This window comes from Aeromonas sp. SER (genome assembly GCF_038739615.1).
In the GTDB taxonomy this organism is placed as follows: Bacteria; Pseudomonadota; Gammaproteobacteria; order Enterobacterales; family Aeromonadaceae; genus Aeromonas; species Aeromonas jandaei.
The window spans coordinates 167,689-193,932 of sequence record NZ_JBCGFC010000004.1 but is presented as its reverse complement, the minus strand read 5'-3'; the positions used below and the strand labels follow the sequence as shown (position 1 = coordinate 193,932).

Annotated in this window: 28 protein-coding genes; 17 read left to right on the top strand and 11 right to left on the bottom strand. The window is 45.6% G+C overall.

The genetic code is table 11. The features are described 5' to 3' along the window. The first annotated feature begins 7 nt into the window (after nt 1-7). Together AAHA41_RS08175 and AAHA41_RS08170 are read left to right on the top strand one after the other, a co-directional pair. A complete protein-coding gene (locus AAHA41_RS08175; RefSeq protein WP_323070917.1) occupies nt 8-223 on the top strand; it encodes a hypothetical protein in 216 nt (71 codons plus the stop codon). Nucleotides 224-232: 9 nt separating this feature from the next. Further along, a complete protein-coding gene (locus AAHA41_RS08170) occupies nt 233-436 on the top strand; it encodes a hypothetical protein (RefSeq protein WP_323070918.1) in 204 nt (67 codons plus the stop codon). Nucleotides 437-965: 529 nt separating this feature from the next. On the opposite strand, the gene AAHA41_RS08165 is transcribed toward AAHA41_RS08170, so the two are convergent. Genes AAHA41_RS08165 through AAHA41_RS08155 form a run of 3 tightly spaced genes read right to left on the bottom strand, consistent with a single transcriptional unit; the run spans nt 966 to nt 3,387 of the window. Continuing rightward, entirely contained in the window at nt 966-1,667 is a 702-nt protein-coding gene (locus tag AAHA41_RS08165) for a hypothetical protein (RefSeq protein ID WP_136502153.1), read from the bottom strand. A gap of 4 nt (nt 1,668-1,671) precedes the next feature. Continuing rightward, nucleotides 1,672-2,304, bottom strand: a complete 633-nt coding sequence (locus AAHA41_RS08160; RefSeq protein ID WP_323070919.1) for a restriction endonuclease — start codon at nt 2,302-2,304, stop codon at nt 1,672-1,674. 15 nt (nt 2,305-2,319) lie between these two features. Next, on the bottom strand, nt 2,320-3,387 hold the full coding sequence (locus tag AAHA41_RS08155) for a hypothetical protein (RefSeq protein ID WP_136502151.1): 1,068 nt from the start codon (nt 3,385-3,387) through the stop codon (nt 2,320-2,322). 111 nt (nt 3,388-3,498) lie between these two features. Between AAHA41_RS08155 and AAHA41_RS08150 the strand changes: the two genes are divergently transcribed. Next, nucleotides 3,499-3,720 (top strand): hypothetical protein, encoded by a 222-nt coding sequence (locus AAHA41_RS08150; RefSeq protein WP_136502150.1) that lies wholly within the window; start codon nt 3,499-3,501, stop codon nt 3,718-3,720. 37 nt (nt 3,721-3,757) lie between these two features. Beyond that, the gene (locus AAHA41_RS08145) at nt 3,758-4,321 is read left to right on the top strand and encodes a DUF882 domain-containing protein (RefSeq protein WP_205660712.1); all 564 of its coding nucleotides are present in this window, start codon (nt 3,758-3,760) and stop codon (nt 4,319-4,321) included. A gap of 33 nt (nt 4,322-4,354) precedes the next feature. On the opposite strand, the gene AAHA41_RS08140 is transcribed toward AAHA41_RS08145, so the two are convergent. The 3 genes from AAHA41_RS08140 to AAHA41_RS08130 are packed head-to-tail and all read right to left on the bottom strand — an operon-like array spanning nt 4,355 to nt 5,676. Continuing rightward, nucleotides 4,355-4,849, bottom strand: coding sequence for a hypothetical protein (locus tag AAHA41_RS08140; RefSeq protein ID WP_136502148.1), 495 nt, complete (start codon nt 4,847-4,849; stop codon nt 4,355-4,357). After that, entirely contained in the window at nt 4,849-5,181 is a 333-nt protein-coding gene (locus AAHA41_RS08135) for a hypothetical protein (protein WP_323070921.1), read from the bottom strand. The genes AAHA41_RS08140 and AAHA41_RS08135 overlap by 1 nt, the downstream gene beginning before the upstream one ends. 18 nt (nt 5,182-5,199) lie before the next feature. Next, nucleotides 5,200-5,676 carry an H-NS family nucleoid-associated regulatory protein gene (locus AAHA41_RS08130; protein ID WP_323070922.1) on the bottom strand — a complete coding sequence of 159 codons (477 nt, stop codon included), beginning with the start codon at nt 5,674-5,676 and terminating at the stop codon, nt 5,200-5,202. 188 nt (nt 5,677-5,864) lie between these two features. On the opposite strand from AAHA41_RS08130, the gene AAHA41_RS08125 reads away from it, so the two are divergent. Both AAHA41_RS08125 and AAHA41_RS08120 read left to right on the top strand, forming a co-directional pair. Further along, nucleotides 5,865-6,842: a hypothetical protein gene (locus AAHA41_RS08125; RefSeq protein WP_323070923.1), complete on the top strand. Its 978-nt coding sequence runs from the start codon at nt 5,865-5,867 to the stop codon at nt 6,840-6,842. Next, nucleotides 6,839-7,807, top strand: coding sequence for a hypothetical protein (locus tag AAHA41_RS08120; protein WP_136502144.1), 969 nt, complete (start codon nt 6,839-6,841; stop codon nt 7,805-7,807). Before AAHA41_RS08125 ends, AAHA41_RS08120 begins: the two co-directional genes overlap by 4 nt. Nucleotides 7,808-7,860: 53 nt before the next feature. Here AAHA41_RS08120 and AAHA41_RS08115 read toward each other — a convergent pair whose 3' ends face one another. Continuing rightward, entirely contained in the window at nt 7,861-9,978 is a 2,118-nt protein-coding gene (locus AAHA41_RS08115; RefSeq protein ID WP_168797168.1) for a DotA/TraY family protein, read from the bottom strand. Between the two features lie 346 nt (nt 9,979-10,324). Between AAHA41_RS08115 and AAHA41_RS08110 the strand changes: the two genes are divergently transcribed. From AAHA41_RS08110 to AAHA41_RS08095, 4 genes are read left to right on the top strand one after another with little or no spacing between them, the layout of a single operon-like run. Beyond that, the gene (locus tag AAHA41_RS08110; protein WP_168797167.1) at nt 10,325-10,864 is read left to right on the top strand and encodes a hypothetical protein; all 540 of its coding nucleotides are present in this window, start codon (nt 10,325-10,327) and stop codon (nt 10,862-10,864) included. After that, nucleotides 10,855-11,322 (top strand): hypothetical protein, encoded by a 468-nt coding sequence (locus tag AAHA41_RS08105; RefSeq protein ID WP_136502141.1) that lies wholly within the window; start codon nt 10,855-10,857, stop codon nt 11,320-11,322. The genes AAHA41_RS08110 and AAHA41_RS08105 overlap by 10 nt, the downstream gene beginning before the upstream one ends. A 32-nt stretch (nt 11,323-11,354) precedes the next feature. Beyond that, a complete protein-coding gene (locus tag AAHA41_RS08100) occupies nt 11,355-13,967 on the top strand; it encodes a TraM recognition domain-containing protein (RefSeq protein WP_136502140.1) in 2,613 nt (870 codons plus the stop codon). 13 nt (nt 13,968-13,980) lie between these two features. Beyond that, complete coding sequence (locus AAHA41_RS08095; RefSeq protein WP_136502139.1) at nt 13,981-14,646, top strand: hypothetical protein; 666 nt, start codon at nt 13,981-13,983, stop codon at nt 14,644-14,646. A gap of 61 nt (nt 14,647-14,707) precedes the next feature. Here AAHA41_RS08095 and AAHA41_RS08090 read toward each other — a convergent pair whose 3' ends face one another. Continuing rightward, nucleotides 14,708-15,148, bottom strand: a complete 441-nt coding sequence (locus tag AAHA41_RS08090; RefSeq protein WP_136502138.1) for a hypothetical protein — start codon at nt 15,146-15,148, stop codon at nt 14,708-14,710. A 12-nt stretch (nt 15,149-15,160) separates the two neighbouring features. Beyond that, on the bottom strand, nt 15,161-15,667 hold the full coding sequence (locus AAHA41_RS08085) for a hypothetical protein (protein ID WP_136502137.1): 507 nt from the start codon (nt 15,665-15,667) through the stop codon (nt 15,161-15,163). Between the two features lie 238 nt (nt 15,668-15,905). Here AAHA41_RS08085 and AAHA41_RS08080 point away from each other — a divergent pair, with 238 nt between their 5' ends. Genes AAHA41_RS08080 through AAHA41_RS08055 form a run of 6 tightly spaced genes read left to right on the top strand, consistent with a single transcriptional unit; the run spans nt 15,906 to nt 21,663 of the window. Beyond that, entirely contained in the window at nt 15,906-16,484 is a 579-nt protein-coding gene (locus AAHA41_RS08080; RefSeq protein WP_136502136.1) for a hypothetical protein, read from the top strand. 20 nt (nt 16,485-16,504) lie between these two features. After that, nucleotides 16,505-17,521, top strand: a complete 1,017-nt coding sequence (locus AAHA41_RS08075) for a hypothetical protein (protein ID WP_136502135.1) — start codon at nt 16,505-16,507, stop codon at nt 17,519-17,521. Further along, on the top strand, nt 17,518-18,621 hold the full coding sequence (locus tag AAHA41_RS08070) for a hypothetical protein (RefSeq protein WP_136502134.1): 1,104 nt from the start codon (nt 17,518-17,520) through the stop codon (nt 18,619-18,621). Before AAHA41_RS08075 ends, AAHA41_RS08070 begins: the two co-directional genes overlap by 4 nt. A 23-nt stretch (nt 18,622-18,644) precedes the next feature. After that, nucleotides 18,645-19,685 (top strand): hypothetical protein, encoded by a 1,041-nt coding sequence (locus tag AAHA41_RS08065; protein WP_136502133.1) that lies wholly within the window; start codon nt 18,645-18,647, stop codon nt 19,683-19,685. Beyond that, nucleotides 19,685-20,818 (top strand): hypothetical protein, encoded by a 1,134-nt coding sequence (locus AAHA41_RS08060; protein WP_136502132.1) that lies wholly within the window; start codon nt 19,685-19,687, stop codon nt 20,816-20,818. Before AAHA41_RS08065 ends, AAHA41_RS08060 begins: the two co-directional genes overlap by 1 nt. 8 nt (nt 20,819-20,826) lie before the next feature. Next, complete coding sequence (locus tag AAHA41_RS08055) at nt 20,827-21,663, top strand: hypothetical protein (RefSeq protein WP_136502131.1); 837 nt, start codon at nt 20,827-20,829, stop codon at nt 21,661-21,663. Nucleotides 21,664-21,708: 45 nt separating this feature from the next. Here AAHA41_RS08055 and AAHA41_RS08050 read toward each other — a convergent pair whose 3' ends face one another. Both AAHA41_RS08050 and AAHA41_RS08045 read right to left on the bottom strand, forming a co-directional pair. Continuing rightward, entirely contained in the window at nt 21,709-23,658 is a 1,950-nt protein-coding gene (locus tag AAHA41_RS08050; RefSeq protein ID WP_323070925.1) for a hypothetical protein, read from the bottom strand. Nucleotides 23,659-23,678: 20 nt separating this feature from the next. Next, nucleotides 23,679-24,467, bottom strand: a complete 789-nt coding sequence (locus AAHA41_RS08045) for a hypothetical protein (RefSeq protein WP_136502128.1) — start codon at nt 24,465-24,467, stop codon at nt 23,679-23,681. Nucleotides 24,468-24,537: 70 nt separating this feature from the next. Between AAHA41_RS08045 and AAHA41_RS08040 the strand changes: the two genes are divergently transcribed. Further along, nucleotides 24,538-26,232 (top strand): hypothetical protein, encoded by a 1,695-nt coding sequence (locus AAHA41_RS08040; RefSeq protein ID WP_136502127.1) that lies wholly within the window; start codon nt 24,538-24,540, stop codon nt 26,230-26,232. The last annotated feature ends 12 nt before the right edge of the window (nt 26,233-26,244 follow it).

Here is a 26,244-nt window from a genome sequence, read left to right as displayed (position 1 = left end):
AAGGATCATGCAGTTGACAGCAGAAGGCCAGCTAGCCAACGGGGACAAGATTCAGATTATCGGAAAGTCTAAAAGGGACAGCCAGACCATCACTGTCAAAGAAGTGATAGAAGTTGATGGTCATGAAGAGGTGATTATCAACAAGCACCGGAATTTCTACTTCATCACATCCATGGTGATCAATGGCACTTCTTGGGCCAAATCTGTCACGAAGATTAGTTAAGGGAAGAGTATGGGGTTTGCAACAAAGAAAAATGCTGAAAATTGGGCCAATGAGTACCTAGAGAAGACCGACATTGCCGGGCACTACGTTGACCCGATCTGCGCTGGCACCGTCGAGATTGTGAAGGGACGTCGTTCCTGGACTTTCCCTGGCGGAGATGACTGGATTGATAAAGTTGAGGTGCTTCGGGAAACCCAGACAAAAACAGCCTAAGTAAGGGGATGTACTCAGTGGAATCAGTGAATGTAGTGTGGGAACCGTACTGGAAATGCCCGAAGTGTGGTGAGCGTGCCGAAGGAGACGAAGTTTTGGCAACCCAAGTCACCGACTTCTTGCGCTTGCCAAAAGCAGAGCGTGAAGCTGTGATCGCTGCAATGCAGGATGAAGTGATTGCTCAGCAACATGGTTTTGACCCCTACTAGCTATGGTGTCCAGCCAAACGCTGTTTAAGTAATGGAGATGTATTGTGGTTCATCAACGAGAGCAATTTGAAACGGCAGTTTTACGGTCAGCGTATGCTCTGCTTGCTGAGCCAGAGCAACTGCTCGCGCGAGGTAATGATGACGATTACAAATTTAGCGTCATTCAAGCCGCTTGGTGGGGATGGCAGGTGTCTAAGGCTGGAGATGTCCGTTACGCTGAGTCAGGGATCGATGTGGACTCAGAAGTTGACGTAGACAGTTTGTAGTTGGTCTTCAACATGAATGAGCCACCTAGCTGATCAGTTAGGTGGCTTTTTTTGTTAATCAATCATGCCGAATTCTGCGCAACGTTCGGGCATCACCTCCCCCTCTTTCAGTTCCTGGTACTGAAGTATCACAGTTAACGCATCAAGAGCACTGTAACAGATGGGGCAGTAGTAGCCTTCGCTCGTCAGGAGGTCCAAGTACGCAACTTGTCCGGTCGTGGCTGTGCCATGTTTCTGAGTAGTTGTTTCTGGACGTTTCATTTCTATCTTCAACCCATGATAGATCCCCCGAGCTCTGTCATGGGTTATGTCTGGGTAGCTACTTTTCCCTCCCTCAGCCCGGACTCTGCCTGCTGCTGCCAGTGACCGATACTCCCCCATTGGTACTGCCGATGTGAGTCGATACAGCTCTGGGTGATGCACCTCAAGAAGCCAGAAGAGCAGAGTTTGCTGATAATGTTCAGTGGCCTGGTTTGCCGGGTCTTTATCTAGCCGGTCAAGCTCCCTACGATGAGGGGACCGTTCTTTGTTGGTGATTTTTTTATTTTTGGAACAACGGCGTCTTGCTTTGGCTGTGTCGCTAGTTCGCGCTACAGTGCCATTAGACAGTGCTTGGTCCATCTGAATAGGCTTGCCCACCACTCTGATCTCGAATGGCTTTCCTGAGCCGCTGGTGAGCCCTGCCTCATTCCAGCGTCGCTGCTTAGCCAATCGATCATTCAGAAAACTCTCATCGAAGCATCGTGAACTGGTCATTGCCCTAATTCCCTTTAACTACTTGTTGCTGCACGTCATGGCGGACCCCAGTTTGAACCATATGAGGAACTGTAAGTAATTCCGACAATTTTGGTCCGCTGATGATCTGTACCGTGCTGCCATGAATTGCCTCGAAAGCAGCTTTTGGTGTGCGACCTGTGTGAATGAACAATCCAACGCAATGTTGTTTCTGGCACAATTCAACAAAGTCTCGGATGTGTTCTGTGCTGACAAAGTTTTGATAGCGTTTTGCTTGGATCAGCATTGGGATACCGTCTAAGTATGCGCGGCCATCAATACCTCCGTCATTTGAGTACCGCTTATTGCGCTTGACTTTGACCCCCTGGGCATCGAGCGCGGTAAGGATCACTTCTTCGAAGGTATAGGCGTTGATCTTGCGCAGGTACGCGATCTGTTGTTGCCATGTATCCAGCTGGTGGATTTTTTTCAACACTGTTTTCGACTGATTGATCCGATATTTGTGACGACTGCTATGGCGTGTTCGAGATAAAAGCACTCGGACCAAGTTAATCACAAACGCCGATCCTAATAACACTGTCACTGCTTGCACTGGTTGAGACATATTGACCCACAGGTTAACCACCGAGCCTGTGAAATCAGTAATTGGATTACTCATGCTTAGTCCTTGATATCAATCGTTCCCTAGTGGGTACAGTTCCTTCAGCGAGGAAGGATGGAAGTGGTCTGTTGGGATGTGTTCCAGACGATAAAATGGGTCGTGGTATGCGACAGGTTTTGCGTAGTGATAGAACCGGTTTTTATTGGGAGATTGGCGGATGCCAATGATGCTTTTGCAAAAAAGTCCGCTGCTGTGCTGTCCGTAAGTTTTGCGCAACAGAGAGGCTTGATGTTCATGCCCACCCGTAGTTAGCAGTCTGATTTTTCCTTGAGTGTCGAACAGGTGCTCATTGCTTTCTTTTGTGAAGTACCCAATCCCGGATCTGATTACTTCAAGTTGATAAAGGCCATCTGGTGATGCCAGTACGCGTTGCACTATTTTGCCTTGTTCACTCTGCCAAAATCGGGTCAGCGTGGAATTGACTGATTCGAAGATATAGTCATTGCCATCGCTTGGAGCCAGCTGTTGACGCCACTCGATGGCAAGAGCGTTGCTATCTTGATCAAAAGCTCTGATCACAAATCCAGGTGTTGTAATGGGGCACTGAGCTGTTGTGGTGAGAAATTCTGCGATTGTCTGTTCTAAGGCTGCTAGGCCATCAACTAATCGAGAATTTCGAGTGTCAAGCCAATAGACCTCGCGTACAGGCTTTGTCCTGTTTTCGTTCGTCTCGTAAAGTTTGACTGTTGCAAAGTCGATAATGATATTGCCCATATCAGCACTGCTGAACAGGCTGGTGGCCCAGTTGGCACTTAAAGCCCCATCTGAAGTCTCTATGCATTGTTCAAATACAAGTACGCCACCAGGTCGCACTTGTTTGGGTCCGTCTAAGAAACGTTCTGATAGTTCTGTACGCATTTTTTCAGTCGATGATGATGGCTGTCGAGGAGATAAAGAGGCTTGGATTTCTTTGGCTGGAGTAAGTAAAAGATTGATCCCCAACGTGACAGTGTTTGGGCCATCATTCAGGTAACGGGTCACTTGAACTGGAATGTTGCGAGGCTTGTTACTTGATTTGGCAATTTTAAGCTCGACCTCTAATTCCTCTAGTAATGATAAACCGTTATTTTTTTCATGCATGAGATTGACTCCTGTGTTGGGTGTTTGTGTGCAATCTTGCGTTTTGTGTTTAATTGGTATTAAATTAACAATACACCACGCCGTGTGGAATTGGAATTTTTGGAGTTGCCAATGCTGGTCAATGTAATTGGAAATGTGGTTACGATATCTTCTGGGCAGAAAAAGCTGGTGGGCAACGCTCTACATGTAGGCACTAATGAGTCTGGCCAAGTTAGCCACATTATCTTTGACCGCGATCTTGGACGAGCGTTGGCGGGGATGATGATCGGACCGGAATGGGCGACTCATGATTCTTTCGTGACAGAAATGTGGCGCGTACATGCAGCGGCGTGAGTTCTTGAATAAGAGCATATGCCTTGGCTTAGGGGCCATGGCGTCTATCTCTACACCATTGACCGCTGCGTCAGGCTTTGCGCTCCCCAAAAACTATGCCAGCAAATCTGAGGCTGAGGCTTTTTGGACAATGCCCCGGACACTCAAGCTGCATCGCCCAGATAGTGGTGATGAGGTGACGGCTTGCTACTGGCGAGATGGCGAGCTTGACAAGCATGGTTATCAAGAAATTTGCCAGTTGATGCGTGATGTTCGTTTCAACGAGGCTCACGATATTGACATAAGATTGTTGAATCTTCTTCGCGGTGGCATGGGGTGGTTAAGCCTGAACTACGGTATTGATACTCCTTTTGTCATTACTAGCGGTTACCGGACAAAGGCTCACAATGATCGCCTCGAGGGGGCGGCCAAGAACTCCGCACACTTAAAAGGACAAGCGGTTGATGGGTACATCAAGGGCATCCCAGTTGAATTTATAGGTCGGCTATTTGCGGCTTTTCAGGGGGGCGGGGTCGGTTTTTATCTGAAACAGAATTTTGTACATGTGGATGTTGCTGGTATTCGGTACTGGGTTCGTGGTGCTGGACAATCTAAAAAGTAGTTTTTATCTATCCCCTCCCCTCCCCTTCAGTTGTTAACTAACTCCATCAAAATAGATGGCTGCTGCCAGGGGGTCTGCTTTGATGAGCGGCTCCCAATTAGGAACCCTAACCTGTAGGTGGTGGCAGAGTTTCGCCGCCTCGATAGGTGAACGTTCCGGTAGTCGCAAGTCTATCCCCAGCTGCTTGTCTTGAGCGTTTTTGTGATACAGCACCAAGTGTTCAGGTTCGTGGAGTAGAGATCGTAAGGCTGGATCTGCAATGCTTGCATTGGCAAGTAATGCATCAATGCCTCCGAGCTGTATAAATCTACACATTACGGACCAAGGCATTATGGTCCTATACCTTTTACCCAGCTCGCTAACCACATTCGGATTGCACATCAGAGCGGGGAGCATCTCCACGGTTAGCGGTAACTCACGCTGTAGAATTGGCTTGTACAATTGAGAGGGCTGAAAGAATTTTTGAAAATCATGGAAGGCAGAACCGGCAGGTGCTTCAGCGTTAAATAAATCCGATGGGTAGATCATTACTTCGGTCCAGGGGCTTTAATTTTTGGCGTCAGTTCATTTTCCAGCAACGATTCTGTTGGTTGAGGTTGAGATAGAAAATCCTGACCCAAAAAATTGACATTAAACTTTCTTGCAACCACGTCAAATAGTTCTGAGCCGTCATTTTTCAAATTTTTTGATTTATTTAGATCTGATTGCACCTCGTAAAGCACATGATGATTAAGAACTGCATGAAGATCTTCATGGAACTGATCTAGCTCACCAGAAAAACACAACTCCATCAGGGGGCGTTCACATGCCCCCCTGATGTTGGCTGCTTTGATGTCCAAATCAACCGGTGTGAGTTTCATAGTTAGACTAAAACCGCTTTATTTTTCAAAGTTGGGATTCAGATAATCTTCAATGCTCCCACCTTCATTCTGGATCTTGCTGACCCACTGAGGTTTACGGCCAGCACCACCATTCCACCCTTCTTTTTCGCCTCGTTCATTGGTAAATACATAACGACATTGGGCGGGATCAACTTTTTTACGGATGCGAGAGGACTTATTTTTTTGAGTCATCGCTGGAGCTGCTACACCAGTGAGCTCTTCAACAGAGACCCCTGTCTTTTTGAGCAGTTCATTGAATTCATTGCGAGCTTGTTCGAGTCGAGCCTGTTGCTCTTTTTCAGCTTTTACTTGCTCTTCGAAATGCTCACGAACCTCTGCTTCAATGCTCGCCAGGTTGGATGTGATGTGATCCATGATGGCCGGATCGCCATAACTTTTAAGTGCTTTGGCAAGGCGACGTTTATTTAAGAACAACTGGATCAGGTCATTAGATGTTGGGGCTGGAGCGCTCATATCAGTACCTTTGGTTATTGGCTCATTACAATGCCAGTCTACTGATGGCAAAACCAATTTGCAATTTTTGGCATGATGAATTTGCCATTTTTTACAATGATTAACACGGATATAACTGGCGTTCGAGTTAAAATAGTAGTATATAAGCGTAATTGTGGTGTTAGGCTCATAGATAATGGAGGATGCTAGTGAATAACTACAACTATCGCAATGAAGCAACTCAGCTCTCCAACGCGTCAGTTAGCATGGCAAATGACATGCGAAAGCTCGAGGCTAGTTCAAAAGACCTGAGTGCTGAACTGAAGATCTGGCAAAAAAATGCATTCGCGATGGAGCATTCCATTGCTAAGAGTGCTGATATATCACAGCCGCTATGGCTCCGGACTTTACACAATGTACGTAAAGAGTCGGCAATGATCATGTGGAGATACGGGCTCGCCCTGGGATTTTACAAAACAAAACAAGAAAAGCCCAATTTTGATGGTATGACACTCGGCCATTGCCGCGAATACAACGTGATGGCGTTGGCGTCATTTATCGTCGCATACAACAACAACGTGACAACGAAAGTCATTACATTGCTTTTGAATCAGTTGGGTGTTGACTCGTCACGATATGTGAATGGTTTTGAGACGCCAGAACAAGCTGGAGAACGTCTTCGTAGCGCTTTAGTTATGCATAAGACAATGGACGACCATATTAAGTCCATTAGCTATCAAATTGATGGAAGTATGACCCATTTCGATGCGGCGCTGAAACTATCACGTGAAATAAGATCAAGTTCGGGTTCAGAGTTGTTTAATGGAAGCTCAGGGCTTCGTTTTAAATCTGAGCAGCTTGCACGGTTGCTTCAGCGGTACATTCCTACTTATCTAAAATCCAGTGAGTTTTACGATTATATCGGAGCTAATAGCTCGAACCTGAAGTGGACGTTTTTTAATTATAATGATCGCGCTCATGTCGGGTTTTCTTTAAAGGATTCAGATTACAATCAGTCTAATTTTTTATTTGGTATTATTGATGGATTGATGATTGCTGGTGATTATCCAAATATAATTCATGATTTACCAATGACTGGTGAGCTGGATTTGAATGGCACATCTACACTTGAAAAAGAAAAGATGATAGAAAATGATTATCTGACTGTGAAGGGGTGGCTCAAATGAGTGGCTGGGATGGTTTTATTGAAGGCGCAGAATCCATGCGTCCGCATGTTCAAAATGCGCATTTGAGTCAGTTGTCAGCGCAGTATAATCGTCTTTCAGCAGACTTGGTCGCTTGGCAAGAGCATGTCAACAACTTGGCTGGCCAAGTTAATGAAAAGCACGGTATGTACACTGGCTTGGCATCTGTCGATCGCTCTATGCATTGCGAGAGCGCAAGCCTGGAAGAGAATGCCAAGGCAAAGATCATTAAAATGTGCGCATTGATGTGCCAACAAAGTTTTCAGCATTTCACCAGAACGCGAGATGCTCAAAATCGGATCACGATAGATATGATTCGAGAGTATAACTTAAAAGCAATTTTGGCTTTTTTCCTTGCACATCGAGAAGTGCTTTCATCACATAATCGCGTGTTATTTAGCCGCCATTTAATGCAGGCTAATGGAATCGATATAGAACAAATTAAATCACTGGATCCTGAATCGCTTATTAATAAAAGTAGCCGCGTTTTAAATGTGACCAGTCGTTTGTTTTCTGTTAACGATGACGGTTGTATCGAGGAGGCAGCAGTTTATGCAAATAAGCTTGGGGAGTCTTTATTAGAAAGCACAAAGCTAAATACTTTGCGTTATCTAGCTAATCAAGGTTTTAGTGATGGCTTTTACTCCAAGGATTCACAAATTTGGCCTAATGTTAGAGTGATTCAGGAAATTGCTAGCACATTCAACTTCTTTAAAAATATTGAGCCGCAAGACATGGCCGGATTTAAAGGGGTGTATCCAATCGCGGATATTGGAGTGGATGCTAACAATTGCAATTTTTTTAACTATGAAACTGGTATGCTGAAACCAAATGATGACAATTTTTTCCAGGCGGTCATGTCTCACATGCTAATGCATATTGGTTCAGATGGTTGCGTCAAAATGCCTCAAGGTTCTGAATATAGAATGTTGATGCGAAAAGTATGATTCTAGACTGGGAATAAAAAAGACAACCTGCATCGCAGGTTGTCTTTTTTTTATCAGGTAATTCCACCTGGTGTTTTCGGTGGTGTAGGAGCTCCATTATCCCCCGGAGCACCAGGCGTTTTAATCGCCTCAGGACGCACTGTCCGGTTCATACCCTGCGTCAGCTTACCTGCGATCATCATTGTCGATCTCTGCCCTTCCCCTTCGCCGAGATCGGCATGGTGTGTACCCACACCCATCCACTTTAAGATGGCGTTTGGCAGCTCATACGTGAGTGCATAGGACTTACTGATAATTGCAGCCATTAACGCTGCATAGACAGCTAAATGCCCCAGAACCGATGTTACGTTGAACCCGCCAACGTTAATGATCTCTACAGTGCCAAAAACTGTTTGTTTGAGGAACCAGCCCATGATACGGACGATGGTCATTGCAAATAACAGACCTACAACGATTAACACCGGCCTAAGCACCAAGGTTAACAAGATCGGGTAACCAGATGCCCCTTGCCCTGTGATGCTATGACCCTCAGGAGTGCCATGCATTGCAACCCAAAATGGTGCGGCAAAGTAAGCCTCATATAGGTAAATGAGGTAACCCATGATGGCCATTGAGTACATAATGAATGGAATGGCAGGGACAATGTTTGAAAGCAAAAAGCCAAACAGAAATATGTAGGGGAGAATTGACCCAAACACGGTGTCAACTACCGCACTTACCGTTCTAGTTAGGAATCCAATTGGAAGTTTGCTGACCATGTTGTCCATCCATGATCTTTCCCCATCTTTACTCGTGAGTGCAGCCTGGATCACAACGCCTGCTAAATAGGCAGCCTGAAGTCTGTTACCTAAATGTTTGATTTCCATTAAGGGGTCTGGCATGTCATCACTGTTGTTGGTCCCAACCGTACCGGCCCCGGTAGTGATTTCTGCCAGTTTGGCAGAAACAAATGAAAGTGCTTGGCTTAACTCCCATTCTCCTGCGTTATTTGATGCCACCTCCTGGACACGCTCCAAAGAGTCCTGAGGTGCCTCATATACTGCATAGTCGCTGAGCATTTTGTCTAAAGCCTGCATGCTTCGCGAAAACTCATTTTCTGCGCCATCCATTGTGGCTGCTCTGGTCGCTAAAAAACGTTCAGTCGTTAGTGAGAGTTGGGGGCGAGATTGTTCGATTCCACCATAGATTTGGTCTTGGTGTGCCTGCAACACGTAGAAGAAAGATCCAGCCATTGCAAAGCCAAGTTTTTTGACATCCTTTAATAAGGCTTCATTTGATTTGGCAATGTCAGTGTTTTTGATCACATCACGACCGCTTTGCAGTAGCGCATTATTGTAAGTATTTACAGCAGCAGCATACTTGCTCGAAAGAGCTCTTTTTTGGTCAAGGGTCTTGTTGTCATCGACGATCGTTGGTACTAACCCAGCTAAGGTCCCGTACAGTGCTACATAAGCATCACGTTGAGCGGGCCCCATCTGCTTCATCACGTTTTGGAACACTTCGGTGCTGTTTTGGAAAAAGCTGAATTCTGATTCAGAGCCTTTAAACGGAACGGGGAATGATACTGTACCGCACGATCCGATACGTAAAACACTTTCCACCTTGGTTGTAATCACCGGATTGTTATAATAGCCAGATGAAACCGTCGCCCCTCCAGTGCCAGTTGTGGGTGGCACTGTAGCCTTACCGGTTAGATTTCGGTTTTCAATTGCAGCACAGACTTGTGCCTTCAATGTGTCAGCCGCCAAAGAGCCGATAGATGCAGGCTGGGGAATGATGATTGGAGTGGTGAGTAGCTTCTCAGCACTATATAGCCAAAGGGCTGATCCCATACCAATCCCCAGTAAGCTCAATGCTAATACCACAACTTGTATGTTGGCGAGACCACCAAATCCAGGGGCTGGCAATATTGATGCAGTTGAAATTCCTACTCTAAATGGGGTGTACCATGAATCCCATTTCTGCCCTAGAAACTCGCCATCTCGACCAGTATTGAGTAACCCACCAAAAATGAAATAGAGCCCAAGAATCCCCCCCACTGCTAACGCTATTGATGGCGCAACAGCTAAGACCTCAGCCATTACAGTCATCGACCCTACTGGGCCTTCTGATCCAGGGAGAGGTGTCGCTAAATATCGAGACGCTTTGGCCACCGGGTCGCCCAGTGACATCTGGAGCATCCTGACCATAAGGTCGTCATTGCCTGGCCCTTGCCAAAACCCTGGGATTTGCTTCATCCCCGAGTCTGTGACTGTGCCATCCGGCATCACTATGGGCATCTCATTGCCGTTAGGCAGCGTAGGTGATTTCCCGGCAGCGAATGTGGCGCTTGACGTAAGTAATAACACGCTTAAGCACATGACTGGCCGTACAAGTCGGCTCCAAGCCCGTATCTTATGCCATGACATGGCGAACTGTTGATTGCCCATATAGACCTCTTTGTTGATCCTTGGCGACGTTGAGTGGGTTTTGCTTTTATAGTATCTTAAAACAATTACACTGAAATGGTGAGAGCTGATGATAACTAATGATGATGTGGAGAAATTTCGAGATTCGATCACTCCAAATAGTGATGCTGTCTTACAGGCCATGGTCGAACTTGAAGACTGGGTTGTAGATGGTGAAGATGCTCCACAAATCAGGATTAACGTGCTTTCTGGGCTCCTACGAGAAGATGAGGGGCTTGCTCGCTTCAACGGCATTGATCCAGCCTTACGCTTGCAGGCACTGCTTCACATGAACGCACATAGATTCACAATGCTGTTAAAGGCAATGAGTGAAAGCGACACATCTTCAATTGCAACATTGCTCGAGGACCAACCTGCCCCTAACGGGATCTACGTCTTACGGTATTTGATGCGTTTTATCATGATGCTTCGTCACCAAATGGTTTCGGACATTTTTGGTGTTGAGCGATTGTCTGAAATTAGGCACATGCTGGAGTTGACAACGAATAAAATCACACTGGCCCCGCCGACCAATCAGGATGCAACAATGTCAAATGACATTGGCGTCGAGCCTGACCCTTATGAGGAGAGTGATTCACCATGGCAGTAATAAACCGAAAAGTATTTTTACTCACAGCATTGCTTTGTCAAATGCCAAGCATTGCTCACGCCACTTTAGTTGATTCTGGTGGTAAAGAATCGTGCCCTTCCAGAAGTGAAGAATGGGAGAAGCGCTACAAAAGCGTAGCGATGGAAAGAGCGCCGAGCATGTTTGATAAATGCAATCCGTTTAGTGATATTTTTGTTTCTGATTTCTGGGGGGATTTATTAGATAAAATCGGAATACCTGATTTTGAATTGTGTGGATATGGAAAGGATGAAATATTTGAGGATACGATCGGAAAGTCAGAAAATGGCATCCGTGAATCAGCGAGTAGCGCGATAAAAGGAGAGATTGAAGACACTATCAACAAGGCCATCAAGCCAGTCACAGGGAAGGGTTCTACTGGGTCAGATATCATGAATGGTGGCTCTAATGATGCCATCAAGGACATAATTTTCAATTGACCAATAATTACCTATCCCCATAAGGACTAATAATGGCCAGGAAGATATATGGTGTCTCTGATGAAGCGATAGTTAAAAAGACGCGAACAACACGAGACATTAAAACACCATTTGAACTTATTGCCGAGTTCATAATGCATGAGAACCTCCCGCAAGTTGCGCTTGTTTCGTACATTGCGGGTTTTTTTGTACCTCTGCTCGTTTACTTCAACCTTGTTATCTTGACGCCTATAATGATCTACCGGTACAGAAAGCCAGTAGAGCTGCCAATGTATGTTCCAAAGGGATTTGGGATAGCCAAGGATGCGCATGAGGTTGATTTGACCACTCCTGAAAAAGGTGCTGGAGAACCAAAAGGCATTCACTACTTTGGTTTCGATACAGTCAGAAAAAAACAGGTTTGGTCTACCGATAACGTATTGCGGCAACACCATTTTTATGCGGCAACCACTGGTGGCGGTAAAACTGAATCTATTGCCGGTATTTGTGCAAATTTTTATATATATGGAAGTGGTTTTATATTAATTGACGGCAAGGCTGATCTTAACTTGCCGGTTAAGCTGTTCAGTCTTGCGTACCGTTTTATGAGGGTCAACGATCTACTGCTGGTCAACTACATCCGTGGTGGCCTCGTAATGTGGGAACCGGATGAGCAGCTAATCTCAAATAGATTCAATCAGTTCATGGATTCCACTGAATCGTCAATAGCAGAGCTTATGAAGTCATTGCTATCTGGTGATGGTGATATATGGTCTAAGCGGGCCGATGACTATATCGGCGGCCTGACGCGCCCTCTCACATACTTACGGGACATGGGGCGCTTACAATTTTCAATTCGCTCATACGTTGAGTATATGGAGTTGGAGAGAGTAGGGAAAGATATTGTTGGTAACAAAAACATCCCAGATGAAATAAAAGCATCAACAACCAACTTTGTTCGGACATTGCCAGGCATGGATGGACCTGCATTTGAGGTAATTAAATCAGGCCAATCATTGAAGCAAAATCCACAGGTTTACGAACAGTTTGGTTTCATTACAATGCAAATCATCCCTGTCCTTAATATGATTAAGGGGGATTATGGTCATATATTTAACTGCGTGTATGGTCATATTAATATGAGGGATGTTGTTACATCACGCAGGTCATTGGTTACTCTTTTGCCTGCATTGGAAAAGTCAGCATCAGCTTTGCAGTCATTAGGGCGCGTAGTTATTACTGCGACAAAAGATATGATGTCAATGGGCACTGGCTATCAGCTGGAGGGTGAGAGTCATAAGTTGCTAGCGAAGCGCTTTAGTTCATGCTATTCACCTTATGCCGCAATTTTTGATGAGGCTGCTTATTATGCCGTTGAATTTGCTTTTGCACCTATTTTCGCGCAGGCTCGCGGCCTTGGTTTTGCCGCATTCATTGCGCTCCAAGACATTAACGCTGTAAAGATTGTCAGTGATAAGATATATCATGAAATTAAAACGACAGCTGCGAATGCGGTAACCAAAATTGCCGGTCGTATTGAAGACGTTGATGATACCTTAGAAATGTTTACAAAGCGAGGTGGTAAGAAGCAGGTTGCAGCCATGGATGGTTTAGATCACGACTATGATCCAGTAATAAGTCGCCAAGTGGAGAATAGAATTAGCATTAAAGAAGAAGACCTCCTTACCTTGCATGATTTTACTGCAATGGTTGAGGGTGAGGTTATTATCCTCCACAAGGATTATCGTATTTATTGCGATATGTTTTCTGTGTTGGGTAAATCCAAAGTAAATGTTTTTGAAAAAGCTTTGGTAAAACTCGGATTGTCCAGTAAAACATGGGACGACATAAAACCCATAGATTTGGTCCCTGTTTTACGTGGGCTGCAGTTAAATGACTTTACCCCGGTTGGCAGGTTGGATGAGAAAGAAATTGCCAGGTTAAAAGAGCTTCCTTTGCGATTGACTGCAAACTTGAGGAGAATAATCAACTCAAAAGAGCCTTTTTCCATTGATGATCGCAATCGTGATTGCATCGAGTTCAATGAACGCATCGTGCTAAGGGAGGGCGGAAAACTTGTTCCAATGAAAAAAGCTTGGCAAACAGTTATCAGTGCCAGTGAGGCTCATCGGGATAAGATGCAGGCAGGCTTCAGCCAGCTGACAGGGTCACCCTCCCCCGTAGCAAGTGCCGTGAGCAATGCTGATACTATCAACCAACGGTTATACACGGATGAACAGGACATTGCCTTCGATGATGAAGATGATGACTATGAAATTGACGATGATGAGATGATCTTGGCAACTGGGGCAAACGGTGAAGATGTACCTGTTGCAAAGCGCACAATTGAAAATAGACAACGTAAATTTGATGCGGCCTGGGTTGGTGTTTTAGAAAAAACAGGGTTGTCAGAATCAGACTTTGTTCCTAATATGGTCGCAATAGACAAAGCGCTTGAAAATTGCGTGGAGTTAGATAGATCCGATTCGGCAACTGTTGCAAGAGAAGAGAAATATTCAATCAGTGCCAAATCAACATATGAAGCCATACGTCGCTCTGCAGACTATCCGGGATCATCAATCTTGCTTCCGAAGTCGGTAGAAACAACGACAACATTGTTGGAAAATATTTTGCAGCAAATGGACTCTGATGGCATAACAAGTTAACGAGGATTTGTATATGAACCCAAAAGCTTTGGAATACTCTGTTGGTGGTGCTGAGTTGTTTCAATTCCCGATGACAGTTCAAGAGGAAATTGTGCAAGAACATGAATCGTTGGATGAGGCAGCATCAACTCCGCAAGGTTTTACACAGCAAGGGTCTCACAGCGGCGCTAAGGCTGATTATGCCCAGAAACACCCCCTCCCCATTAACTCTTTCACGTACCGTGAAGAACTGCCACAGGATGGGGTTATGCGTATTCCTTCTGCTATTGGTTATCGTCGAAATCTAGACGAAGAGGCTATAAAGAGCATCAGAGAGGAGGTGCGGCGTTATGCTGAGGAGCTTGCGAAGCGGTATGGGATGCGTTGTAACAGCGTAGGCTACAATCAGGGTGAAGGCTCGCGGTATGGCAGTGACTCCACGTCACTGAATGTTGTCATGTCCTTGAGCCTTGTTAATCCGTTAGGTCTGGATAAATATGCCCGAGACTTTCTGGCTCATGCCCCAGATTTTGGTTTGGCCGCGTCCTTGTACTCGACCATCATTGAATATGAAAGCGTCGAGTATTTTATCTCTGGTCTTGACGTTGATCGTGCAAAAGTTCGCCTCACCAGTACGGATAAGTCTGTTCTCATGACACCAGAGCTTCTGATTGACCTAATGAAAACAGTCCAGGGATAGTTTGTTGATGTAAAAAGGCCCCATTGCGATGGGGCCTTTTTTGTGAGTGCGATACGAGAGTTCACATTTTTGGTTTTGGTATGCCGAAGGCATCCATTTCAGTTTTTATGCGAAGCTGCTGACTGTTTTGGTCTTGAGCAATTGCATTGTTCAACTGATCCAGGAAGTCGCTTTCGCTAAAGCCGATCATTTGAATGGCCTTGCGAGCATCTTCGTCACTTAGTGTCCCCTTCGCTGTCGATGAAAAAAGATGATCTACCTGCTCCCGGTATTTGCGGACTGATTCGGTATTGATACCATAGTGTTCAGTCATCCGTTCCGTGTTGACGGCTAAGCCGCCTTGTCCTTTGATCGTGCAGAACTCATTTCTAGCCATAACTAAAAAATCTTTCTGAAGCTTGACTTGGTTCTCGTCCTTAAAATGCAATGGGTGACTTTTATCCACAAGAGCCTGGCTCAGATCATCAACTTCACCGCCATCGAGACTACATAAAATACGCATGGTAGTTCTCCTTTAACTTCGGTTGATTGCTGCAGCTGTGTGGATTAATCCCCGCTCTATCGGAACTAAGTGAGATGCATCCGGATTATCGCGCACTCCTAGCGTCAGATAGTTAGGATTAATATCACAAAGTCTTTGATAAATTAGGTTGTCAAGATGAAATGCCATCGCAAAAGGCGTCCCGTCAAGGTAGAACATGCACAAACAGCAAGTACCATGTTCAGCATTGTCCTCATAAGCAATTTTCAGCCACTCCATTTCCGCAAGCCAGTTCAATTCAGATGGAAAGAGTATCCCTGGGTTTTTTAAGTCATCCTCTGCATAAGCAAAAGCTCGACTAATGGAGCGATCACAAAAAAACACACGTTCAAATCCATTGATCGCTTGCCAACGTCCGCTGTTGACACTTAGGAGGCGTGAAATCCATTGTGACAGCCGCTCGATGTGATAACGGCGGCGTTTTATGTTGCTATCGATCTGTGAGCCGACGTTACTGGGCCCAGACTGGGTCTGCGTCATGACTACCTTACCCCCTAATCCGCCCGTGTTTGCCTGACCTGAGATCTCTGCTAACGGAGATTGCATATATGTTCTCCAAAAACATTTTTGCCCAACATGATGATAACGACTTCACCATTCAAAATCTAGGTGAGTCCCTTGCCTAGTTCTGCTTTTGATACGATTACCCAACCATAATGCTAGATAAAGCTAGTCTTCTTTGCTTAAATGTATCTATAAAAACATCGTGAGGCATGCTATGGATTTTTGTGTTTTAACACCGGATCAATTGTTGATCCCCGCAATCCGTTGCGCATTGCAACTTAACGACATTGACACGGATTACTATGTCATGGATGGTGAAACCTTTCCGATAGACTCACTTATGAATGAGACGATCATTCGTAGTTATGCGTTCGGGATTGCAGACATCAAAAGTCACATGACACTAGGACGTGAAGCTTTCATTTGCACCCAGGTGGCGACAGATGATGGGGTCGTGATTTCAGATGACGTGAAGTGCCACTCGGGTTCAGAGGCATTAGTCTTAATGACTTCTGTTTGGAGGGATACTCTCCTCTGTGCTGAGTACACACCTGAAAACATTGTTGATCTTACTAGCACTCGCGATCTCTGGTTGAACTACCTTAAGTCCCAATCGGGGACCGTCCTCGATTTTCATAAAATGGGCTACATGTGTTTTATGCAAGAAATATTTAATTGTGAGCTGATCCCGAATTGCGTAATTGATGTCCTGCCATCCGTCCTGAACAGCTTAACGGCTGCCATGGAGGTCACAGCAGAAGGTGTACGGTCGAAAAACGCGAACACGATTTAAAGTTCGTTGGGGGTAAATTTATGGGTGAACTGTTTAGTTCATTGGCACAAGAGGTCAAGCAAGCTCAGCGGCAGAGTGCATTAGACCGTGCAGAGCAGGAGCATCTTGATAGTGTCGGTTTTGATCTCAATAGATGGATGACAGCCTTTAAGTCACTTTTACCCATCATTCAGGCCGCTATTCGTCATGGTAATGTGCAAAGTCTGAGTTATGAAAAAGATATAAATATGGCTGTTGCCAACTACGTCAAATCGGCGATGAAGTTAATGAATGCTTTGCTGAACGATCTTGATGGTGCTGGCGTTGATACAGATTCCTGGGTTAACCGCTGGTCTGTTAGAAAGTTGTTTTCTGCTAGCTGCGCTTTGACGGATATCTATCTCAGTAGGCATCCCGTACTGGATTCTGATGCGTTAGTGCGCTTTGGCTGTTCAGTAATGAGTGTGGCTACGCGAACTGCTTCAGCCACCTTAGTTGATGAGGATAAACGCAATCAGCCATTTTTGAATTCTCTTGCCAAAACATTCCATGGATATCCAGAGATCATGAGCATCCTGGAAGAGGATGAACAGTGGGATGCAAATAATTTCGAATATCAATTGTTCACATCAGAGACCGATGCGCTATTGCGTATGGTGCCGCTTGTGATGGAATACCCTATGGGCATGACTGTTGAGCAGGGGATTGATATTGCGCTTGAGCTGACCCAGGCTGGGGTGGCACATATTTTAGAAAATACGATTTTGGAGCACCAAGTTAAGGTTCCTGAAGAACAATTTCGCATGTTCATGATGTCATCATTTGATAAATCATCGAGAATTTTAGCCTCCGTTTGGCAAACCGCTGCTGAGAAGTCGATAAGGCAGCATGGACCTGATTCAGTTCGCACTATGTCAGCAGCAGAGGGGGCGGAGGCAGTTACCGACATGTACCACACTACGTTAGCTGCATTCCTTGCAGCATGTGGACGTTGTAAGGAGATGGTCGAGCGTTTGACTCAAACATCCATGATCAGCATCCAGAAGACACCCTCGTGATGAAATTTACTAATCCAATCAGTCGGCGCTCATGTATTTACTATGGTGTCATAGGCTCTTTTGTGGTTGCCTCTTTTCTTGATGCAAGGCCTGCACAGGCTGCGTCTCTTCAAGACATTGTAAGAAAAGCATTGGAAAAGGGGATCGCTAAGATTGCTGAATATTACGCTAGGCGATTTGTACATCTAGCAGAAGGAGCAATTAAAGACTGGTCAAAATCAGTCAAGGCCAATGGTGTCAAAAATGCAGATAAGACTGCAGCAGCTATTGGTTCTATGACTGATATGGTAGCAAAGTCCATCCAAGATGCAGAATTGCATAGGCAGAAGCTTGAAAGCATGCCAGCAGTATTGGCGAGGCCATTCACTGGGGGTTTTTTTCATGCAGAAATGGTGGCTGAAAAGGGTGTTCGCGAGCAACTTGCCACTGATACGACTGCTTATTTGGAAGAACTGAATAAAGTGAAGTTTGAAGACATTAAACCAAATATAACGTCATTCCATTCCGTCTTACGTCAACGTACCGCATCTAATGCTATAGCGCGAGATTTAGATCTATCATCACTATTGATGGATGAAGGTTACAAAGGCTTGGAAGAAATGGATTCTGCTAAGTTTCATATTTATTTTCAGCTAGTTGAACTATATGGTTTATTCCCGTTAGCCAAACAAGAAGATCAGCTTGCTTTGATCAGTAAAATTGCAGTTGTCTATGAGGCTTTGCATATAGCTCAAATGAATAGGATTCGTAGTAAGGAGCTTTATAAAGAGTGTGTGAAATCACTGCCTGAAGATACTGGTGAAAGAATTATTTTAAGTCATGATATGGGCGGCGAGCTGCATGGAATTAGCTTGCATGATCTCCGTCGATTCGAGGTTGAGAGACGATGGCTAAATCAAAATTGGCACAATGCTATGGATACACAAACAGGCTTCACAGGATTGATGCAAGAGCTCCTTGAGCAAACAGCCTATGAATCTAGGCTTAATCTTTTGCTTTTGGAGTCGCAGGAGCGCCTTAACCAGCTAGAGGGGATCATAGGCCTTAATGAGATTGAAACTGGACGAAGAGATAGTTTACGGCATGAGGCAACGCAATAATGAGTACACTACCAGGTTCACCAGTGAAATGGGATTCCTCTATTTGGGGTGAGTCTTGGCCAGACGTTACTTTCCCACCTATGCCCCCTACTGACTGGTTCACTGCAATTGGAGACGCCATAGGTGAGCTTTCAGGCCAGGTTTTTGATGCAGCAATGAAGGATGTAACTAGCATTTTCGAGGATGGTGGAACCTCATCCAACGATAAAACCGTGATTTCTATCGGTAGCGCATCCGATATGATCGGGAAAGTTATTGGCAAGAAGAGCGATAGTGACACTCAGCGTAGAACACAGCCCTCCCCTTCTAATTGTATTTCTGGGCAAGTTGCAAGCAGGCAGTTGGGTGCAAAGAAAGCTGGTTCTGAAATTGGTGTCGGTATAAGCGAGGGAATGCGACATCAAGCTATTAAGGCAAATAGCGATCAACAATCATACCTCAGTGAGAGGCTTAAAAAATTTGCATCCTATCAAGCATCTTTCCCTTCAGGGGGAGCTGGAAGTAGCATAACACAACAACTTACAGGTGTTTTTGATGCAAATGCTGCGAGCATTGCATTGTTATTGAACCCATATCATGTTCTTTCTGGTGCCGAGTATGTCAATGCCACAATGGCTGCGGAGTCAATGGTCGGATTTAGTGTCAATAATGGCGCTGGGTCATTAATGAAGTACGCAACAAGCGATAAATTTGATGAGGCAACTAAGGCTGGTCACTCAGTACGAGTGATGACAACACTTCTTGCCGCGCAGCTTCCTTTAACAAAGACGATAGCTTCACATATGGCTACGTTGGACAAGAAAACGAGTTCAAATACACTTCTTTTTGATGAGGTTGAACGTACTTATGGCGCCGAGAGCCAACAATACAGAGACTTAATAAAGTCACTAACACATGAAGTTCCATTGGCAATTGAACTGAATAAGCTTAAGGCATTTGGAAACTACTTACGCTATCTGCAGCTGCAGCAACGTGAAAGACTTGTGATCCTCAAGAGCATAGAGGCTTTGGAGTCTATTCGCTTATTTGCCATGCAAAAATCAAGCAAGTCGGGGGTGAGTTAATGGCGAGACCAGGTTTTTTGGGCAGAATTGCCAAAGCTTGTAAAGGTAATATAGATGAGGCGCGTACAACGGCTCAAAAGGAAGCGTTGATTGCACAGTTACATGCCATTGACGCCGATGAGGTTGAGGTGGATGGACGCAAAGTGAACAAGGCGGCATTAATTGCAGCTATTGCCGGGGCTGGGCTGTTGTTACCAAGGACTGCTTTTGCCGGATGGATGGATGACTTGGCAAATAAGCTAATGAGCGGTATCACCTCTGCAATAAAGCCTATTTTTGATACTTTCGGGAAGGTGTTGGCTGGCGATTTTGGAGCGATTTTTGATAAAACTAGCGAGAAGGTAACGATTGCCATTGGTGGCATGACGGACGTGTTAGGCACTGTTATAACTGACGCTGAAAATAATCGAGTTAAACAAGACACGAAACCAGCACCAGATGAGTGTGCTAGTGATCTTATTGGCAAAGAGTCTACCCAGGCTCAGAATAGAGCTACCGTCCACGCTGTTCAGGAGTCTGTATCAGTTTCTAACAGGATTATGACATCAAGTGCTGGCGCTGGTCGTGCTACGTTACAGCAAATACAAGGCAGGTATGGTGAAATACCCAAGGAAAGCATTAATCCAACGTTGGCGCTAAGTAAACATAACATTGTTGATAAGGCTGAGCTCGATAAGCTCAGAGAGAGCAAAAATATTATGGCTGGTGATACTGCATATGTTGGCAGCCAAGAGCTTATTAAAACCACACTGAATCAGTACGGAGAGCGAGCCGGTCTTGATGCGCAAGCTCGGGTGATGGCTAAAAACCTAAGGCTTCAAGTTTGCTTAGATCCTCAAATTCAAATGTTGGCAGCCCGAGATGGAACGCAAGGTGAGTCAAAGATGTCTTTGTTGCAAAAAGAAATAGAACGTACATATGGTTCAGATGAGGACGGTTGGCGCAAGGAAATTAATTTGGCCGCGAGTTCTGTTCCATTGCTTAAAGATTTGGCTAAGCAGATTTCATTGCAAAATAAACTTATGCTCGAGCAGCTAATGTTGAGTGAAAGGCAAGGGCTGCTGACCTCAGTTAGCATTCTTGAGAAAATGGATCAGAATCGTACAGATAATCTCCGGCATGAGGCCGTTTAAGGGGTTGCATGATGAGTAATGAAAATAAGGTTAATGGGATATCTTTTGCTGTTGATGGAAGTCCCTCCCCTGCCAATGATACGACTTCATCGTTTAATTCGGGAGCGCCTCTTACACCACCGCCATCTTATGACGCAGCTCCAGAGCTAGATCCTGTAACCGAAGCTCGCTTAGCTGCAGAGAAGGCTTATGAGGAGAAAGACACTCCCCTTGATGAGCAGCCTGAGGAGCCCCGTAGAACGGTCACAGGCTTCCAGGCCATCCTTGCTATGCTTCTAAATGCTGGACATCGCACAAAGGCCCCGTCGATGCAGGGTGCGACTTCAATACCTAAGGCCCATTTCAATGCCTTAGATGTAGCCAACAAACAGCGAAAATTAGTTGAAGCAAGAGAAGCTCTGGAATCCAGCTCTTCTTTGTTGACTAATATGCTTAAAGAACGTGGTTATCATGAGCGAGTAATGGCGGAGTTGCATAGCGGTGGCGGGACTCAATATATTGAGCAGGTTATTGCAAACGACCCGGAGATTAAAAAATGCCTCAAGACGGTAAATAATGACCTCAATAGCTTTGATGGGTTGTTAAAGGATGCCGTGTTCCTTGCTCAAAGTACCGAAAAGACGGAAATGAATAGGCAGGCCCTTGAGTCATTGGAAGAAACCATTGGTCTGTTTTCAGCTAAAGACATTGAAGATTGCCCTGTAATGGTTAAGGGGAAATTTGAGTCATTGAAAGATAGTTTTAATGAATTGATTGACCAGTTCAAAATTGATTTTAAAGGAATTATGGAAAGCATTTTTAAAGTATTTAGTGGTAATAGTCGAAGTGCAAGTCCTAAGTTTTGATTTTAATGAAAGCCCCGAGTTTTAAATCGGGGCTTTTGCGATATTTTATGGATGGCGAGGAGTGTAATTCCCATATCCCTCTGTTTTGGCAGAGTAGTCATCACAGCCTAACTCTTCACTTAATTTAGCGAAGTCTATCTCCTGCTCTTCACAGGCCAGCGATACCTCAGCAAAGCCTTTGCATCCAGCTTGCCATTTTGATAATTGCTGTTGCAGGAAGTTGGCATTAGTGCCAGCGCCTAAAATGACTATAGGAGGCAATGACTCAGGGAGTTGGCTTCGTTTTGGGGGGGCAACATCCAGATCGGAAATATACAAAATCCCATCGATGCGAACTTCGTGCTCATGGCTCCAAGCTATGGCTTGCTTTATCGGAACCGTAATGTCAGTCCCCCCTCGCCCAAAGATAGGCATTTCATTACAAAGCTTTTCAACGTTATCCTGCGTGACTTCAATAGGATCGCCGCGTAACTCTGTATCAGCAGACCAAAAATAGACTTTGCTTACGCCGTTCTCATCCTCTGCTTGCTGTAGCTGTTGGTGAAGTTCGCTTAGTGCCTGACCAATTTCAAACTTCCCCATAGAACCGGATGAGTCGACAATGTTAATTAGAACTCCGTGTTCTTTTTTTGCTGGAATGAGACTGTCAAGATAAAGCGGTTCAGCAAACCCAATGCTGGTTGGATCCACATAGTAGATTGGGGCTGGCACGTCATCGCATGACATCACATCAACGCTACCATCTCCCAAGTACAACTCACGCAAAGCGCTTTTGTAAGTCTTTTGGGATCGGTTGCGCATTTGCAAATACTCTTTGGCATAACCTTCACTAGGTCCGCTAGCACCACCGTTTGAAGCTAGTTCTTGGCGTTGTTTGTTTAATGCCTGCAAATCTTCGCCTAGCTGTGCGATCGCCTTGTCTTCAGCCATTTTTATACGGGCATCATCATCCGAGTCCGGTAGCTTGAGTGCGTCCTTGACGTGATGCAGACCCGCATCCTCTAACGCCTTAATCACGGCCTTCATGTCAATAACATGTTCTTCAGGTGCTAGCAGGCTTTGCTTGAGTGAATTTTCCAACTCTTGGGATAGTTCGGGTAGCCCACCCTGGCCGCCCTGGTTGCCTGCTTGTGGCTGGCCGCCCTGGTTGCCTGCTTGTGGCTGGCCGCCCTGGTTGCCTGCTTGCGGCTGGCCGCCCTGGTTGCCTGCTTGCGGCTGGCCGCCCTGGTCGCCTGCTTGCGGCTGGCCGCCCTGGTTGCCTGCTTGCGGCTGGCCGCCCTGGTTGCCTGCTTGCGGCTGGCCGCCCTGGTCGCCTGCTTGTGGCTGGCCGCCCTGGTCGCCTGCTTGCGGCTGGCCGCCCTGGTCGCCTGCTTGTGGCTGGCTATTTTGTTTTTGCTCTTCGCGCCATTTCTTTTGCAGAGCTAATAGTTGGTATGCAATCAGTTCTTCTGAACACCCTAGCCATAGGCGCTTTTCCTCATCAGTCAGGCCGCACCCGCGCATAAGGGTTTCGCCTGGTTCGATGGAATAGCGATATTTTAATGTCAGATTTATTTTCTGATCAGTAGCTATTGCTAATACGGACTTTGGGCACTCTCTCATTCGCCCAGCAGTATGGCCATAGGCAATGTGGCTCAGCTCATGGAGCCCTAGGAATACCGATGATGTCACGCCAGAATTTTCACGACGAGCAATGGCGTCATCTCGCAGACATTTACTTATGAAGTCCGCATGGAAGAATACGTAGTTTCCTTCGGTGAATGCAGTGTTACATCCTATCCGCTTAGTGAACTCGGGGTTGTCATACACAATGAACGGAACCCGGTTTGCTATCTTCGCCAAGATATCAAACTTTGGTAGCCCATTTGGTAGCGTTGCAGTTGAAATGTAGAGGCGTAGCCGATCTGCAGTATCAACCAGAGTCCCATAAGCATCGCCTGCAGAAAGCAATTTGGGAGGGATAGGAAGTTCGGTGTTTGTGACCTTTTGCTGCATAAGATAATCTCCTGCTGGAACTAGAAATGCCGACTGACACGTAAGCGTGTGGCGAGCTCAGGTTGTGACTGTTGGATTGATGTAAGAAGGTCGTTCATTTCGGCGGCTTTTAACTCAATCTTTCGATTGAGAACTTCGCCGAGCAGGGACTGGTGCAGTGCTGTATGCCCTTCTTCCAGTATGATATCGAACAACGATCTTCCGTTGATAGGCATAGACGGGTCGATGTGTTGATCAATGCACATCTTTGATAGTTCGCCCATGGAGTATTGAATGAAATCATTACCAAACTGTTCCCCGAGTCCAGCAGTAGCAAGTTTTGTGGGGATGCTGCTCAATACGCATTTTGTTAACAATGCTGTATCAGATGCTAGTCCGGTTGAGAGTAGTTGGTTCACAATGCCGTAGTTTCCGTTACGGGCCAGTAGGTATGCGGGGTTGTTGTTTCTGGAACCGTTGAATGGGGTTTTCTTCTGCCATTCCAACAATACTTTTTCAGCTACTTCGTCTGCACCAAACGTGGTGATCGCGTAGTTCGGAAGTGCTTTTGCCAGCACAGCGAATGCACATAGTGAAGAGCCTGCAAGTGGAGCGTTTGGGTCAAAGTGAGGGTAGTGTGGTAGTAGTTCATGCAGTGTTCTGACAAGCATATCTTTGTCATTGGTTGACGAAAAATGCTCTATAGCCAGCAGTGACACCGTAAATGGGTCATAGCTCGCGCCCTCAAAGTCTACGAACTTGCTTCCGCACTTCTGATGCTCGGCTATCAGCTTACAAAGCACCAAAGGACTATTTTCGAGAAAATCCATTTAGACACCTCATTGTTTATAATATAGTATATTAGCAAACGAGATGATTGTGTTCTACAAGGGACGGCATATGGCAGCAAAGATTAATGATAAAGGCATGTTGGAGATGACGACTGAAGATGCGGTCGACTCTATCATGGAAAGCACCTTCCAGGCTCTGCACTCACGTGGGGTGAGCCCTGAGAAGGACCGAATGCTTGAAGCAGCCTATCTAAAATACTCGAATGGTGTGCCAATGCTTGTAGAGCCTGCACATACCGTCCGTTACTGGTATCTCCGTGGACCAACTGGTCAGGGTAAAACTCAAAGCCTGCAGGCTGCGTGTCGACGTATCGCCGACTTGATGGGAGTGAACTTTGTGTTTCGCCCCAGCGACAGCTACACACCGAATGGTAATGATTTTGTGTTCAACGTGCTGGAGCTGGCCGGAGAGGTCAGTAACATGTCAACTGCTGGTCTTGTAAACGTTCAAGAGTTTGAGGTGGAAGGCGAGAAGACAAAATTTATCTCCAAAGTCCCGTTAAAAATGATTGCGGGTATGAAGTACGCTGGATTCAGCTTTTTGTTGCTTGATGACTTTGCTAACGCGTCCATCAATGTCCAGACCTCACTTTTGTCAGCTCTTCTTGATAAAAAATTAGGCGCAATGGATCTCGGTGCCACAAGTTGCTTTGGCTTGGCCGGGAATATGGGGACTTCAGACGGCACAAAGGGGATCAGCGATACATCGTCAATTACGTCACGTCTTTACACCGCCTACATCTACGATACGCTTGAAAATTTCGTCACGCGAAATCTTAAATTTTACCAGGAAAACTATCAGGACGATCTTGGAGATGGGCATTACAGCTCATTTCTTGAGGCATATCCGGATGATTTTTTCCAAATTGAAAAAACAAAAGTTGCGGGAGTTCCCTTCCCTACTTCACGGATGCATGAGGCTGTGATTTCAGGATGTCGTCAAGCTCTCCATCTTGTCAAACACCATACTGCCGCTGGGGCTGCTGACCCGTATTCAGACGCGTTGGATAAGCTGTTCAAAAGAGCAGCAGCAGCTGTCGGCGGCGATGTCGCCAACAACCTTAAATCATTTTTCACATGCATGCTTCATTACAAAGCTGCCCCACTTGCCAGGAGCATTATTCTGGAAGGAAAAATTGATGATGTTAAGGTTTTGAACGAAATCAGAGAGCGTATGGGCAATGGCATTGCTTCTGATGAAATGAACTTTAGCACTCGTTTTGCGCAGGCTTGTGGTGATTATGCTTCTGCAGCGATGACTAGCGCCATCAAAGCAAATGACACAGATTTGCAGAGCAAGATTTTGAAAAACCTCTCCACTGCTGTGTTCGGTGCGCTGGTTCCCAATGAAGACCCCTTGGTTTTGGATGAAGGTCATGCGCGTTCATTGATGTCACATTTTGTTCAGCGGCTCGGCGTTTTGGTTAATGACCGTAAGGTCTGTTTTATCGATCCAGAAAAACGAGCCCCGGTAGTACACAACACGCTAGCGGAGCAAATGCTGAAAGTGTTTATGCAAAATCCACTCTCTCTGATCCCAGATCCTGTGCGTAATCAACAGCCCCGGATCAGCACACTTTTCGCAGACGTTATCACTAACTCGTCCTGGAGTAAGACCGGCAGTTTTGATGTTGGCGAAGATACTTTGAACGACATCGCTGCAGTGTTGAATGATCACAAGCCTCAAGAGCAACATGTAGATCAAGAGCCGCCCCGTCGACCCCGTCAGAACTTCAAACCCTGATACACTCCCTGT